The sequence below is a fragment of the Paenarthrobacter sp. AMU7 genome (assembly GCF_041200195.1).
In the GTDB taxonomy this organism is placed as follows: Bacteria; Actinomycetota; Actinomycetes; order Actinomycetales; family Micrococcaceae; genus Arthrobacter.
Genome location: NZ_CP165735.1, coordinates 2391399 through 2406293 on the forward strand (window position 1 = coordinate 2391399; position 14895 = coordinate 2406293).

Below are 14895 nucleotides of genomic sequence, written 5' to 3' on the forward strand. Positions count from 1 at the left end.
CGGGTTCTGTCGGCGTCAGTCGGGCGTCCAGCGCTTAGTGCGAGGCGCCCTGCGCTGCGGCATCCGCTACGCGTGACTGGATTCCTGCTGCTACCTTTTCGGCAGAGTCGCGGATGTCCGGATCATCATGGGTGGCGGCCTTGACAGCCTCGGGCAGTCCACGGCGGTGTTGCGCGGACAGCGCGAGCTCGGCCTCGCCGGGCTCGGGCACAACCTGGCCCTTTGCCAGCACGGTGATGCCTGACTCCGTCACCTTGTATCCCCGTGCCTTATCCAGGGCTGGGTCCAGGCCGATGGCCGCACCAGCAGGAACCTTCACGTTCTTGTCCAGGATGGCCCGCTTAATCACGGCGCCTTCGCCTACCCGGACCTTATCCATAAGGACGGAGTCCTGGACACGGCTGCCGGCGGCCACGTAGGCGTCGTTGGAGATTACGGAACCTTCAACGATGCCACCGGAGACCACCACGCCGCTGGCAACAATGGAATCGAGGGCCGTACCCACTGTGTTGTTCTCGCCTCGGACAAACTTTGCAGGGGGCGAGATGCTCTGGCGCGTGTAGATCGGCCACTCGGAGTTATACAGGTTGAAGATCGGCACGGGGGAGATGAGGTCCATATGGGCGTCATAGAACGAGTCGATGGTACCGACGTCCCGCCAGTACGTGCGGTCCCGATCCGTGGCTCCCGGGATGTCATTGAGCGTGAAGTCGTACACGCCCGCTTCCCCCTGGTCCACGAAATACGGAATGATGTCCCCGCCCATGTCGTGCTTGGTATCGAGGCGCTCTGCATCCACGTGCAGGGCTTCAACCAGGGCGTCTGCGTTGAAGACGTAGTTGCCCATGGAGGCCAGGAACTGCGTGGGATCTGCTGCCAGCCCGGGGGTGCTGGCCGGCTTTTCCACGAAGGCGGCGATTTTCTGGGGATCGTTCTGGTCTACCTCGATCACGCCGAATTGGTTGGCCATGTTCAGGGGCTGCCGCACAGCAGCAACCGTCGCTTTGGCGCCACTGGCAATGTGCTGCTCCACCATTTGGGAGAAGTCCATGCGGTACACGTGGTCAGCGCCGACCACAACCACGATGTCCGGGGCGTCGTCATGGATGAGGTTCAGCGATTGGTAGATTGCGTTGGCGCTGCCAAGGAACCAGCTCTTGCCCACGCGTTGCTGCGCGGGCACAGAAGCTACATACCGGCCCAGTTGCGTTGACATACGCCAGGTCTCCGAGATGTGCCGGTCAAGGCTGTGCGATTTGTACTGCGTCAGTACAACGATTTTCAAATATCCCGAATTAACGAGATTGGATAGTGCAAAGTCAATTAGCCTGTAGCCGCCTGCGAACGGAACCGCGGGCTTGGCCCGATCCGCCGTCAGCGGCATGAGTCGGTTGCCTTCTCCGCCTGCCAATACGATTGCCAGAACTTTCTTCAACGCCATGGTCACAGCTCCCCGTACGTCTTCGTATCCCCCAAAAGTCCGATTTTCCGGACTCTTTCACACTAGAACACATACGCCGGAACGACTACGTTGGTTAGCGTGCGAATAGACATTGTGACTAAAGAATTCCCTCCGGAAATTTATGGCGGTGCCGGTGTCCACGTTGCCGAGCTCAGCCGGGTGCTGGCAAAGCACGTCGACCTTCACGTGCGGGCCTTCGGCGCGCTGCGTGAGACCGACTATCACGGGGCTTCGGTGGCTTCCTACGCCACCCCCGAAGACCTCGGCGACGCCAACCCAGCCCTTCAAACCCTGGGCGTGGACCTGAGGATCGTTCCGGATATTGCGGGAGCGGACCTGGTCCACTCGCACACCTGGTATGCCAACATGGCGGGCCACCTCGCCTCGCTGCTGCACGGAATTCCCCACGTGCTCAGTGCCCACAGCCTTGAGCCTCTCCGCCCGTGGAAGGCTGAGCAGCTGGGGGGCGGCTACGCGTTGTCCTCCTGGGTGGAGAAAACGGCCTATGAGGCAGCAGCGGCGATCATCGCCGTCTCCGACGGCATGCGTCAGGACATCCTCCGCAGCTACCCCGACGTTGATCCGGACAAGGTCCGCGTTGTCCACAACGGCATCGATGTGTCCCTCTGGGAACGCGATGAAGAGGACGATGCCATCCGAGCACTGGGCATCGATCCCGCCAAGCCCAGCGTGGTCTTCGTGGGACGCAACACCCGCCAGAAGGGGGTACCGTACCTGCTTCGCGCGGCGTCCAGCCTTCCTGACGACGTCCAGTTGGTGCTGTGCCTGGGAGCCGCCGATACCCCCGAGCTTGCGGCCGAAACTGCACGGCTCATCGAGGAACTGCAGACCAAGCGCCAAGGGGTCGTCCTCATCGAGCGGATGCTGCCCCGGAAGGAACTTATCCAGGTGCTCAGCCATGCCACGGCGTTCGCCTGCCCTTCGATCTACGAGCCCCTGGGCATCGTGAACCTTGAAGCCATGGCATGCGGCGCGGCGGTAGTGGCCAGTGCCACGGGCGGCATTCCGGAGGTGGTCCAGCATGGCGAAACCGGGCTGCTGGTACAGCTGGAGCAAGTCACCGACGGAACAGGGACGCCCCTTGACCCGGAGAAGTTCGTCAGCGACTTCGCGGCTGCCTTGAACGAGGTGGTGGCAGATCCTGCACGTGCCCGCGACATGGGCATTGCGGGGCGCCGCCGCGCGGAGGAGCACTTCTCCTGGGAATCCATTACGGAAACAACGCTGGAGGTCTACCGCTCGGTCCTGCGCTGAACCACCAGCGCCGCTACAGCGGAAGACAGGAAAACACGACGGCGCCGCCCCCTTTGGTGGGGGCGGCGCCGTCGTGCTGTTCAACAGTTCCGCAGCTGTTAAGCGCGTGGCTGCTCGGGTCTGCTAGCGGGTTTTGGACGCCTTCAGTGCAAGAAGGGTTTTCTCGTCGGCGGGTGCGCTGCCGCTGGCCCGCTGCTCACGGAAGTGCTTCCGCGCCTCGTCCTGACGGGTGGATTCTGCGCCGGTCGCGATCGAGGCCCGCAGGTGCTCAGGTCCGTAGCCGAAAGCATCGACGAGGTCCACAGCGTGCGGGCGGATCTTGACGAGCAACCTGTTGATGTACGTGCCCACCGTTCGGCCACGCTGCATCGAGAGCCGTCCGTTCATGAGGTACCAGGACAGGTGCTTTTCAATCAGGGACAGCCCGAAGAGGTCACGCAGCCACGTCAAGACACGCTTGGTTCCCTCATCGGAGACCTGTGCCAGGGCTTCTGTGAAGGCCTCCCACTGGAGCAGTTCCGCGTGCGCCTGGGCGGCTTCGATGAGCTCGTTCTGATGCTGGTTGAACAGTGCCGCGGCCTGGTGCTGGGGAAGTTTGTTGGCTCCCTTGAGTGCAGCACCGACCTCGGCAACCATGGACTGCACCCGGTCGGCGAGCAACGTCCGCTGGCCTTCCTCGTCCCGCAGGGCCAGGGCGGCTTTCTGGACTGACCCCGTGTCGGCCACGAACTGGGCAACCTGGCGAAGCCCCGTCCGGTGGAGCGCCACTCCGGCCGCCTGGTCCACCACGTAGCGGGCAAGGACACCAAAGTCTGCGCTGCGGAATTCCTTGGCGTAATCGGCCAAAAGACGCTTGGCCACCAACTGCAGCAGCACGGTGTTATCGCCCTCGAACGTGACGTACACGTCAAGGTCCGCGCGGAGGGAAGCAAAGCGGTTTTCGATCAGGAATCCGGCGCCACCGCAGGCCTCGCGGCATTCCTGCAGCGTGTCCAGGGCATGCCACGTGCTCAGCGGCTTGAGAGCGGCGGCCAACGTTTCAAGGTCCTGCCGGTCGGCGTCGGTGTCATGCGCACCGGAGAAGACGTCGTCGAATTTCTGCAGAAGCTGCTCGTGCGCGAAACTGGCCGCATAGGTAGTGGCCAGCCGGGTGAACAGCCGGCGCTGGTGCCGCTGGTAGTCCAGGAGGACTTCCTCGTCGGTTGCCGAGGAGGCGTTGAACTGACGGCGTTCAGTGGCGTACTGGATCGCAGTCTTCAAAGCAACCTTGCTGGCAGCAACCGCTGCTCCGTCCAGGGAAACGCGTCCTTGGACGAGGGTGCCAAGCATGGTGAAGAAACGGCGCCCCGGGCTCTCGATGCTGGAGGAGTAGGTGCCGTCCACCGCCACATCGCCGTAGCGGTTCAGCAGGTTGGTGCGCGGGATCCGTACGTTTGTAAAGTGCAACCGGCCGTTGTCGATGCCGTTGAGTCCACCCTTAATGCCGTCGTCTTCACCGCCGATGCCCGCAAGGAACTCCTTGGTGGCTGGATCACGGAGTTCTACATAGAACGCATGGACGCCGTGATTGACGTTCCTGGTGATCAGCTGGGCGAACACCACTGCGGCGAGGCCGTCGTTGGCAGCATTGCCGATGTAGTCCTTCCACGCCGCCCGGAAAGGTGTATTGATGACGAATTCCTGGCTGGCTTCGTCGTACGTCGCCGTGGTGGCGATGCTGGCAACGTCAGAGCCGTGGCCGGTCTCGGTCATGGCGAAGCACCCGGGAATCTCCAGGCTCATAATGCCGGGGAGCCACTTGTCCTGATGTTCCGTTGTGCCGAGGTGCATCACGGCAGAGCCGAACAGGCCCCACTGGACGCCGGCCTTGATCTGAAGTGACGGATCGGCGGTGACGATCTCTTCGAAGCCGGCGATGTTGCCGCCATGATCGTCGGAGCCACCCAACCGGGTGGGGAAGGCACGATGGACAGTGTTGTTGTCCACCAGGAACTTCAATTGCTCGAACACGCGGGCGCGGTGCTCGGTGTGGTGCAGTCCTTCGATCTTTTGTACCGCCGGATTGCCTGCCACTTTGCGGGCCTCGTGGCGGATGTGTGCCCACTTGCCGAGAAGCTGCTCTCCAAGCGAGGCGACGTCCACCGCAGGCTCGGCGCCAGTAGCGGCATCCTTGCTGCCTGTGGGGTGCTGGGCCGATGCGGTCCGGTCCACTACTTCAGTCATGTTGCTTCCTTCTTTGGTTTCCGACAACTGATGAGTCATTGCTGGTGTCAGGTGGATGTCTTGAGCGCTGGAGCAATGCCGAGGCACAGCCAGTCGGTGATTTGAGCTGCCATGGTTTCCTGGTCCGGCTTGGCGCCGCCTGCCGGGCTCCCCAGCCACATCTCTCCGGCGTTCCTGACGAGGCCGATGGCGGCGGTGGGCCAATAGACAAGCACCGCTTCCTTCTCTTCGCCCAGGTACTCCCGCATGGGGGTGGCGATCATTTCAGTGATTTGCTCAAAGAAGTTCCCCAGCGCTCCCGAGGCGGCAATGGCGTCCTGCGCTGACGCTTCACCTGGAGTAAGCCGGGTAATGAACGCATACACGTGGGGGCTTGATTCGGCCATCTGCAGGTAGGCGGAGACCATGGCGAACAACCCTTCGCGGGGAGTCTGGGCCAGCTGTGCGGCTTCCTGCATGCGGCGCTGCATCTGCCCCAGCACTACCTCGCCCATGGCTTGCTGAAGTCCCGCTTTGTCGCCGAAATAGCGATAGAAGACAGACTTCGACGTACCGGCGGCTCCCGCTATGTCCTCCATGGACGCGTCACTACCGAGCCTGTGAACCGCTTTGCGCGCTTGCCTGATGAGTTCGGCACGCCGCTCCTCGCGGTGGGACTGCCAACGGGCAGTCCGGCCGTCGACGGCGGTATTCTGCGCATCCGCTGCGGCACTGGCGAATTCTTCGTGGCGAGTGTTCACGATACCCAGCGTATCAGGTACGCTGGGTATCAGTAACTGGCATTGATCGAAGGAGACCAGCATGGCTGCAGCAGACGTCACCACGGGTGGGACCCGGGAACCGGCTTCCACCCCCCAAGCACCACGCAAGGCGGTCATCGTGGGCGGCAACCGCATCCCCTTTGCCCGCACAGGAGGCGCGTACGTTAAGTCCTCCAACCAGGACATGCTCACCGCGGCGCTGGAAGGCTTGATCGCCAGGTTCGGGCTGCAGGACGAACACATTGGCGAGGTAGCAGCCGGAGCGGTGCTCAAACATTCGAGGGATTTTAACCTCACCCGCGAAGCCGTCCTCGGCTCAGCGCTGTCACCGGAAACTCCCGCCTATGATCTGCAGCAAGCATGCGCGACCGGGCTTGAAACGGTGATCGGGTTGTCCAACAAGATCAAGCTGGGGCAAATTGAGTCAGCCATTGCCGGCGGGGTGGATTCGGCATCCGACGCCCCGATCGCCGTGAGCGAGGGACTGCGTGAGATCCTGCTGGATCTCAACCGTGCCAAAACCCCTGTCCAAAAGCTCAAGATCATCGGCCGCATCCGCCCCAAGGACCTGGCACCTGATGCACCGAACACGGGTGAGCCGCGCACCGGCCTTTCCATGGGGGAGCACCAGGCACTCACTACGGCGCAGTGGAAGATCACCCGCGAAGCCCAGGATGAACTTGCTTTCAACAGCCACCGCAATCTTGCTGCCGCTTATGAACGCGGCTTCTTTGATGACCTCATCACTCCCTACCGCGGCCTCAACCGCGACTCCAACCTGCGCGCAGATACCACTTTGGAGAAACTCGGATCGCTGAAGCCGGTCTTCGGCAAGAACCTCGGCGCGGAGGCGACCATGACGGCGGGCAACTCGACGCCGCTCACTGACGGCGCATCCACCGTCCTGCTCGCAACGGGGGAGTGGGCCGACGCCCACGGCCTGCCTAAGCTCGCGACGGTCCTGGACGGCGAAGCCGCCGCAGTGGACTTCGTGCACGGTAAGGACGGCCTCCTCATGGCGCCCGTTTTCGCAGTTCCGCGCCTGCTGGCCCGTCATGGCCTGACGTTCGAGGACATCGATTTCTTCGAGATCCACGAAGCATTCGCCGGCACGGTCCTGAGTACACTCGCTGCCTGGGAGGACGAAGACTTTGGCCGTACCAGGCTCGGACTCGATGGAGCGCTCGGAAAGGTTGACCGGGCAAAGCTCAACGTCAACGGATCGTCGTTGGCTGCCGGGCACCCGTTCGCCGCTACCGGTGGCAGGATTGTGGCAACCCTTGCGAAGATGCTGCATGAGAAGGGCTCCGTGGACGGGCGTCCGGCCCGCGGCCTGATCTCCGTTTGCGCCGCAGGCGGCCAGGGCGTCGTTGCCCTTCTGGAAGCAGCATAGGGGGAACTCCATGACAGACAAATACACACAACTGGTGAGCCACGGGCTGGGAAGGAACGTCGCCAAACGGCTCGGATTGCCTCAGCCGGTGGAGCTTCGCCGCTACCAACCCGGCAGCCCACTGGTCACCGGCCCGGTTCTGGTCAACGGAGACAGTCCAGGTGCGGACGATATTGCCACCACACTCCTCGGGTGGGGTCTTGACGTCCGACGGAACGCGTTGCCCAAGGAAAAACTGGGCGCCATCATTGTGGTCCTCGATGCTGTCCAACACCCCGGAGACCTTGCCGGGCCCGTCCTGACCGCAGGCACTTCGCTTCGGGATCTGGGCGCCAACGGACGGGTAGTCACCATCTCCCGGACATCCCAGTCAGCCCAAAACCCTTCCGGGGCCGCAGCGCGCCAGGGCATTGACGGGCTGGTGCGGTCCTTGGCCAAGGAACTCCGTGCAGGCTCCACCGCCAACGGCATACTGCTCGACGACAACCTCGCCACCACGAGCCCCTCGGCATTGGGTGCACTCAGGTTCTTCCTCTCCGGGCGTTCTGCCTACGTGGACGGACAGTTCCTGACGGTCAGCTCGACGTCGGGCACCTTGCCCAGCGACCCGGACAGGCCGTTGGCCGGCAAGGTTGCAGTAGTCACCGGGGCGGCCCGGGGTATTGGTGCTGCCATTGCCCGGACGCTGCACCGCGACGGCGCCAGAGTGGTTGCAGTGGACATCCCGGCAGCCGGGGACCACCTGGCTGCAGTGGCCAACGAGGTACGGGGCACCGCTCTTCAGCTCGATATCAGTCGTGACGACGCCGGTCACCGGATCATCGAGCACGCGGTGGAACGCCACGGCCGGCTCGACATCGTGGTCCACAATGCTGGAATCACCCGCGACAGGCTGCTGGCGAACATGGACGAAAGCCGATGGCAGTCGGTGATCGCCGTCAACATCGCAGCCCAACTGAACATCAACGAGGTCCTTCTCGCATCCGAACACTTCAAGGACGCACCGCGCATCGTGTCGGTGGCTTCCACCAGTGGCATCGCAGGCAACAGGGGACAGACCAACTACGGTGCTTCCAAGGGCGGGGTGATCGGCATGGTGAGGTCCACGGCCTTGCTGATGGAACCCTTCGATGGAACCATCAACGCGGTGGCCCCCGGGTTCATTGAAACCGAAATGACGGCCCGGATGCCCTTTGCCATCCGGGAGGCTGCCCGCAGGCTTAACTCGCTCAAGCAGGGCGGACAGCCGCGGGACGTAGCCGAGGCCATCTCCTTCCTGGCCAGTGACGCCGCTGGTGGAATTTCCGGCCAGGTCCTGCGGGTCTGCGGTCAGCAATTGGTGGGAGCATGACCAATCCCCAGCCAGTGATCCTCGGGGAGCTGCCCTCACTGTCCAAGCTCTACGTCAATGCGGCAACAACCGCGGCCCGCCGTCGGGTATTGGGGGCGGCAACAGGCCAGCTCAGCTTGCCCTCAGTCAGCCACGAAGTGAGGAACGTCAAGGCAGACGTGGGAAACCTGACGGCATACCAACATCTGGTGGGGGAGACGGCCAGCGACACCCTGCCGGCCGGTTATGTCCATGCACTGGCCTTCCCGGTGTCCTTGAGCGTCATGAACCGGGATGATTTCCCGTTGCCGCTCCTGGGCATGATCCACCTGAAGAACCATGTGGAGCAACGGGTTCCCATTGCCTTCTCCGAGGCTTTGGACATCAGGTCCTGGGCTGAGAACCTCGCGGGCCACAAAGCCGGAACCCAAGTGGATGTTGTGGCGGAGGTCCGTTCGGCTTCCAGTGGCGAACTGCTCTGGCGTGGCGTCTCCACCTATTTGGCCAAGGGCATCTTCCTGCCGGGCATCGACAAACCAGGAAGCGCGAACGGAGCAACAGCACCCAGCGATTTTTCTCCTCCCAACCCCACCGCTCTGTGGCAACTCGGCTTGGATACCGGACGAAGCTACGCAACGGTCTCCGGGGACTTCAACCCGATCCACCTCAGCGTCCTGTCTGCCAAGGCTCTTGGCTTGCGTGGGTCCATTGCCCACGGAATGTACCTTGCCTCCCGCGCGCTGGCTGACGTGGGGGCCGTCAAGGCCGATGCGTTCACGTGGGACGTTGCCTTTGAGGCTCCGGTGTTCCTCCCGGCACGGGTCGCCGTGGATATCTCGACGGTTCAGTCGGTTTCAGGGGGTTGGGAACGCTCGGATTATGCAGCGTGGAATGCCCGCAGCGGCCGGCGGCATTTCACTGGCACTGTTGCTGCGTTGGGGTGAGTAGGGTCCCGTCGTCAAGCGAAGGGCGGCGGTCACCATATGGTGACCGCCGTCGTCGTTAAACCCGTATCTGCTGCCTGGAACCGCAGGAGCGGACCGTGCGGTTCCACAGCGACACCAGAAAGTTCCGCAAACAAAACAAGGCCCGGAATCCATGGATTCCAGGCCTTGCGATAGTGCGCGGAGGGGGACTTGAACCCCCACCCCCTTTCGAGGACTAGCACCTCAAGCTAGCGCGTCTGCCATTCCGCCACCCGCGCAGGTGGTGTTCGGTGGAGTCGTTTGCACCTTCCGGTGCTTCACTTTCCTCCGAAGCAGCGAGAAAAACTCTAACACGGTTTCCGGTGGCGAAAAAATCGGCGCTGGCCAGGATGGCCCCAAGGGACACCCGGCGACTTCCGGCGCCATGCATTCCTGACGGGGACCGCGTCCGGTGAGTAGGCTGATGGGACAGGGGACGTCCACGCTGCGGAAGCCGCAGTGCACGTCGCCGAAACCTGCAGCCCAGCCACGCAAGGAGAGTTTCCATGTCTGTCATCCGCCCCGAAGATGAAGTTGTCCGGATCTGCCAGGAGCTGATCCGTATTGACTCCTCCAACTTCGGCGACGACACCGGACCGGGGGAACGCGCGGCTGCCGAATACACGGCCGGCCTCATTACTGAAGTGGGGCTCGAGGCAGAGATCTTCGAATCCGCCCCCGGCCGCGCCAACGTCGTAACGCGGATGGCCGGCGAAGACCCGTCTGCCGACGCCTTGGTGGTTCATGGACATCTGGATGTTGTTCCGGCCCTGAAGGACCAGTGGAGCGTTGATCCGTTCAGCGGCGAACTCAAGGACGGGCTGGTTTGGGGCCGTGGCGCCGTGGATATGAAGGACATGGACGCCATGATCCTGTCGGTCATGCGCGACTTCGCCAGGACCGGCCGCAAACCCAAGCGGGACATCATTTTCGCATTCTTCGCCGATGAGGAAGCAGGCGGCACTTACGGCGCCCGCTATGCGATCGAACACCGGCGCGAGCTTTTTGACGGCGCCACTGAGGCCATCTCCGAAGTGGGCGGCTTCTCCGCCACCATCGGCGGCCAGCGGACCTACTTGCTCCAAACAGCTGAGAAGGGCCTCTCCTGGCTCCGGCTGGTGGCACATGGCCGCGCCGGCCACGGATCGCAGATCAACACCGACAACGCCGTCACCCGTTTGGCTGCTGCCGTCACCAGGATCGGCGAATACAAGTGGCCGGTGGAGCTGACCCCTACCACCCGCCAGTTCCTGGACGGCGTCACCGAACTGACCGGCGTCGAGTTCGATGCCGACAACCCTGACATCATCCTGAAGGAACTCGGCACCGTCGCCCGCTTTGTCGGTGCGACGCTGCAGAACACGTCCAACCCCACGCTGCTGCGTTCCGGGTACAAGCACAATGTCATCCCGGAGTCGGCCGAGGCATTCGTGGACTGCCGGACGTTGCCCGGCCAGCAGGAACTGGTGTTCGAGACCATCAAGGAGCTGGCGGGCGATGGCATCGACATCAGCTATGTCAACAAGGACGTGTCCTTGGAAGTGCCGTTCGCCGGCAACCTGGTGGATTCCATGATTGACGCCCTGTACTCCGAGGATCCCGGCGCCAAGGTGCTTCCCTACACACTTTCCGGCGGCACGGACAACAAATCCTTGAGCAAGATCGGCATCACCGGTTACGGTTTCGCCCCGTTGATGCTTCCTGATGAGCTTGACTTCACCGGCATGTTCCACGGCGTCGATGAGCGCGTGCCGGCCGAGTCCCTCCAATTCGGCGCCCGCGTCCTGAACAGGCTGCTGAGCAACTACTAGACCGATAATCAACGAGAAAGAGGCCTGGTGATGGCACCCGAGGAAATCCTCCCCGACGCCCTGCTTGAGCGGCTGCGCGGCCGCGCTGCCGGCTACGACCAAAACAACGGATTTTTCCACGAGGACCTGGAGGAGCTGGCCGCGGCCGGCTACTTGAAGCTTTTCGTCCCGGAATCCGACGGCGGATTCGGGCTCGGTCTCGAAGCGGTAGCTGCCTTGCAGCAACGGCTCGCCACGGCTGCCCCGGCCACAGCGCTGGCCGTCAACATGCACCTGGTGTGGACCGGCGTCGCGCAGGTCATGGCTGCCCGGGGCGACATCTCGTTGGACTTCGTCCTCAAGGAAGCGGGCCAGGGTGAAGTTTTCGCTTTCGGTATTTCCGAAGCGGGCAACGACTCCATGTTGTTCGACTCGGGCACCGTTGCCGAGCCGTTGCCCGATGGAGGTTACAAGTTCACCGGCCGGAAGATCTTCACGAGCCTTTCCCGGGGCTGGACCCGGCTGGGCACTTTCGGAAAAGACTCCGATGCCAGGGCCGGTGAGGGAGAGCTGGTCTTCGGTTTCCTGCGCCGCGACGAGCCCGGACACGAAACCCTCAGCGACTGGGACACACTGGGCATGCGGGCCAGCGCTTCAAACACCACGCTCCTGCATGGCGCCGTGGTCCCGGCTGAGCGGATCTTCCGCAAGCTCCCGGTAGGACCCAACAAGGACCTGCTGATCTTCGCCATTTTCGCGTGCTTCGAAACGCTTCTAGCCGCGGTCTATACGGGGGTGGCCCAACGTGCTTTCACTCTGGGAGTAGAAAACGTCAAACGCCGGGTGTCGGCCAAGCACGGTGGACGCAGCTTCGCCCAGGACCCTGATATTCGGTGGAAGGTGGCCGACGCCGCACTGGCCATGGACGGCATCGCGCCACAAATATCCAGCATTGCCCGCGACGTTGACAACCTGGTGGACCACGGGGCCCAGTGGTTCCCCCGTCTGGTGGGGCTCAAATCCAGGGCTACGGAAAACGCGCGCTACGTGGTGGACCTTGCCATTCGGGTCACGGGAGGCTCCAGCTATTTCAGGGGCTCTGAGATGGAACGCCTCTACCGGGACGTCCTGGCAGGAATCTTCCACCCGTCCAATGACGAATCTGCGCACAACACGGTGGCCAACGCCTGGTTGGGGCCGCTGGAGGAGCTAGACGGTCCGCTGCACTGAATACACTTTGCGGCGCAGCCAAAAACGGCGGCCACCGCCAAGGTAGAGCACGCTGCGTTCGAGCTCCCATTTGCCGTATTCGGAATGCTCCGCGAGCCGGCGTCGGGCGTCGGGCAGAGAATCGTCAGGTCCCACCGTCAGTACGAGGTACTCGTACTGACGTGCATAGTCTCGTTGGCGCTCTACGGAGCTACCCGGAAATTGTTCTCTCATCCCTCTCCATTTTCGTCCTTTTCCGGCTAACGTGAAGGCATGAGCATCGATCCGCGTGTCGCGCTTCAATCATTGACCGGCGCCCTCGAAGAGCACCTGGCTGCGGCCTCCGCCCGCCGAGGTGAAGGGGACCCCACCGTCGAGGCCGCGTTCTTCGCTGTTGCCGACGCTTTCGAAGTGTATGAGGACGCACTCTACGAGGCATATTCCGAGGTTACTCCGCTCCAGGTGTTCGATGATGAGGAAGAAGAAGACGACGAGGTGCCCGACGAAGACCTCGAAATCGTCGAGGACTAGCCCTCCCACCGACCGGCCGCCTTGGGGCGGCCGGTTTTTTGTGTCCTGCTCTCATCTTTGTAGCCCTTCAGGCCCGGATTTCCGGGGTTTTCTGCAGTCAAGGCACGTAGTCCCTGCACCCCCGGATAGGTACTCGCACGTAGGGGTCATAGGTAATCCTGCGCAAAGTTGAGTATCGACTACTGGTGCGCCTTCGGAGTGCCGCGGCTTCACTGATAGGTAGGCAACGGCAGGTCTGCAAAGAGGGCTGACATGGTGAGAGTTCCAGTCTTGCGATCAGGCAAGGCAGCGGCACCCCAGGGTGCCGCTCATGCCTCCGCGGGGTCAGCCTTCCGGACAGACTCTGCCGCCGCCACCGTCAATCCGCCGGCGTCTCCCTGGATTGGCAAGCCCGCTGCTGCACAGCGGACTGAAAAGGCGGGACTGGCGGCGCTGAGGTCGGATGTCACCCTGGACCCCGTGACGCCGCCAGTCACCCACCGCCACGCGCGGATCAAGGCACCGCTCAAAGACCGTTTGACGTGGACTCGCTTCCTGACCACCAGCCTCCTGCTGGCTGACACGGCCTTGGTTGCCGGAGCTGTCCTGGCCGGGACAGCCCTGAGCCCCGATGGAATGGGCGTATCGCCCGGAAGCCCGGCACAGGCCCAACACTTGTCCATGGGGTTGGTCCTGGGAGTGGTCTGGTTGGCGGCCCTGGAGGTGTACAGGACGCGCGATCCCAAAGTCCTCGGAGTAGGCCCGGAGGAGTACAAACGGGTACTTTCCGCCAGCTTCCGGGTTTTCGGATTCCTGGCCATCGTTGCGGTGGTATTCCGTCTGGAGGCTGTCAGTTCCTTTGTCCTGATCTCCTTGCCGCTCGGCCTGGTGGCCCTGACCGGAAGCAGATGGGGCTTCCGCCGATGGTTGAGCCATGAGAAGTCGAGGGGCCGTTGCCTTTCCCGCGCGATCGTTGTGGGCGAACCCCAGGACGTCAGGTACGTCATCAAGCAGATCAACCGTAAGTCCGGCGCCGCCTACGACATCCTGGGTGCCTGCCTCCCAGGTGCCCGCCGCGGTACCGTCCTGGCCGTGGACCACCTGCGCGTACCGGTCCTTTCCTCCATTTACGGCGTGGCGCATACCGTCCGGCAGACCGGTGCCAACGCGGTGATCGTGGCAGGCCCGGTTCCTGGCGGAAACCAGTTCATCCAGGAACTTGGATGGCGGCTGGAGGAAAATGCCGCTGAGTTGGTTCTGGCCGCTACCTTGACCAACGTTGCAGGTCCACGCATCCACTGGCGGCCCGTTGAGGGACTTCCACTCATGCACGTTGACATTCCGCATTACTCCGGTGGCAAGCACACGCTCAAGCGGCTGATGGACATCACAGTCTCTGCAGCGGCTTTGCTCGTCCTGGCTCCTGTCTTGCTCGTCCTGGCCGCAATCGTCCGGGCCGACAGCCCCGGGCCTGTCCTGTTCAAGCAGGAGAGGATCGGAAAGCGGGGCACGACCTTCCAGATGCTGAAGTTCCGTTCCATGGTGGTGGATGCCGAAGCACACCTTGAAGCCCTTGGCAGCCAGGATGAGGGAGCCGGAGTCCTGTTCAAGATCCGCGGAGACCCCCGCGTTACCCGGTGCGGCCGGTGGATGCGCAAGTACTCCCTGGATGAACTGCCGCAGTTCTGGAATGTCCTGGTGGGAAACATGAGCCTGGTGGGGCCCAGGCCGCCACTGTCACGGGAAGTCAGCGGCTACGAGCGCCATACTCACCGCCGGCTGTTGATCAAACCCGGAATCACGGGGTTGTGGCAAATCAACGGACGCTCTGACCTTCCGTGGGACGAGGCAGTCCGGCTGGATCTCTACTACGTGGAGAACTGGTCAATAGCGGGGGACCTCATGATCATGTGGCGGACCTTCCGGGCGATGACCCGGCCATCGGGCGCCTATTAGTGAACGTTACGCAGTACCTGA

Annotated in this window: 12 protein-coding genes and 1 tRNA gene; 8 read left to right on the top strand and 5 right to left on the bottom strand. The window is 62.8% G+C overall.

The genetic code is table 11. From position 1 onward, the window contains the following. Nucleotides 1-34: 34 nt before the first annotated feature. The gene (gene glgC / locus ABQM86_RS10935) at nt 35-1447 is read right to left on the bottom strand and encodes a glucose-1-phosphate adenylyltransferase (RefSeq protein WP_172322769.1); all 1413 of its coding nucleotides are present in this window, start codon (nt 1445-1447) and stop codon (nt 35-37) included. A 93-nt stretch (nt 1448-1540) separates the two neighbouring features. Here glgC and glgA point away from each other — a divergent pair, with 93 nt between their 5' ends. After that, a complete protein-coding gene (gene glgA / locus ABQM86_RS10940; RefSeq protein WP_207593552.1) occupies nt 1541-2737 on the top strand; it encodes a glycogen synthase in 1197 nt (398 codons plus the stop codon). A 123-nt stretch (nt 2738-2860) separates the two neighbouring features. On the opposite strand, the gene ABQM86_RS10945 is transcribed toward glgA, so the two are convergent. Both ABQM86_RS10945 and ABQM86_RS10950 read right to left on the bottom strand, forming a co-directional pair. Further along, a complete protein-coding gene (locus ABQM86_RS10945) occupies nt 2861-4960 on the bottom strand; it encodes an acyl-CoA dehydrogenase (protein WP_207593553.1) in 2100 nt (699 codons plus the stop codon). 47 nt (nt 4961-5007) lie between these two features. Then, nucleotides 5008-5763 carry a TetR family transcriptional regulator gene (locus tag ABQM86_RS10950; protein ID WP_369746659.1) on the bottom strand — a complete coding sequence of 252 codons (756 nt, stop codon included), beginning with the start codon at nt 5761-5763 and terminating at the stop codon, nt 5008-5010. Here ABQM86_RS10950 and ABQM86_RS10955 point away from each other — a divergent pair. Genes ABQM86_RS10955 through ABQM86_RS10965 form a run of 3 tightly spaced genes read left to right on the top strand, consistent with a single transcriptional unit; the run spans nt 5762 to nt 9388 of the window. Continuing rightward, nucleotides 5762-7114, top strand: a complete 1353-nt coding sequence (locus ABQM86_RS10955; RefSeq protein ID WP_369744403.1) for an acetyl-CoA C-acetyltransferase — start codon at nt 5762-5764, stop codon at nt 7112-7114. The two genes, ABQM86_RS10950 and ABQM86_RS10955, sit on opposite strands and share 2 nt — an antisense overlap. Nucleotides 7115-7124: 10 nt before the next feature. Then, entirely contained in the window at nt 7125-8465 is a 1341-nt protein-coding gene (locus tag ABQM86_RS10960) for a 3-oxoacyl-ACP reductase (protein ID WP_369744404.1), read from the top strand. After that, the gene (locus ABQM86_RS10965) at nt 8462-9388 is read left to right on the top strand and encodes a MaoC/PaaZ C-terminal domain-containing protein (RefSeq protein WP_280622846.1); all 927 of its coding nucleotides are present in this window, start codon (nt 8462-8464) and stop codon (nt 9386-9388) included. Before ABQM86_RS10960 ends, ABQM86_RS10965 begins: the two co-directional genes overlap by 4 nt. A gap of 177 nt (nt 9389-9565) precedes the next feature. On the opposite strand, the gene ABQM86_RS10970 is transcribed toward ABQM86_RS10965, so the two are convergent. Further along, a tRNA-Leu gene (locus ABQM86_RS10970) sits at nt 9566-9648 on the bottom strand. A 267-nt stretch (nt 9649-9915) separates the two neighbouring features. Between ABQM86_RS10970 and ABQM86_RS10975 the strand changes: the two genes are divergently transcribed. Together ABQM86_RS10975 and ABQM86_RS10980 are read left to right on the top strand one after the other, a co-directional pair. Further along, the gene (locus ABQM86_RS10975; protein WP_369744405.1) at nt 9916-11220 is read left to right on the top strand and encodes a M20/M25/M40 family metallo-hydrolase; all 1305 of its coding nucleotides are present in this window, start codon (nt 9916-9918) and stop codon (nt 11218-11220) included. Nucleotides 11221-11250: 30 nt separating this feature from the next. Next, nucleotides 11251-12429 carry an acyl-CoA dehydrogenase family protein gene (locus ABQM86_RS10980; protein WP_369744406.1) on the top strand — a complete coding sequence of 393 codons (1179 nt, stop codon included), beginning with the start codon at nt 11251-11253 and terminating at the stop codon, nt 12427-12429. Here the strand turns inward: ABQM86_RS10980 and ABQM86_RS10985 are convergent. After that, a complete protein-coding gene (locus tag ABQM86_RS10985; protein WP_011774832.1) occupies nt 12409-12642 on the bottom strand; it encodes a DUF5703 family protein in 234 nt (77 codons plus the stop codon). The two genes, ABQM86_RS10980 and ABQM86_RS10985, sit on opposite strands and share 21 nt — an antisense overlap. 39 nt (nt 12643-12681) lie before the next feature. Between ABQM86_RS10985 and ABQM86_RS10990 the strand changes: the two genes are divergently transcribed. Both ABQM86_RS10990 and ABQM86_RS10995 read left to right on the top strand, forming a co-directional pair. Further along, complete coding sequence (locus ABQM86_RS10990) at nt 12682-12939, top strand: hypothetical protein (RefSeq protein WP_369744407.1); 258 nt, start codon at nt 12682-12684, stop codon at nt 12937-12939. 252 nt (nt 12940-13191) lie between these two features. After that, entirely contained in the window at nt 13192-14874 is a 1683-nt protein-coding gene (locus ABQM86_RS10995; RefSeq protein ID WP_280622850.1) for a sugar transferase, read from the top strand. Nucleotides 14875-14895 lie beyond the last annotated feature (21 nt).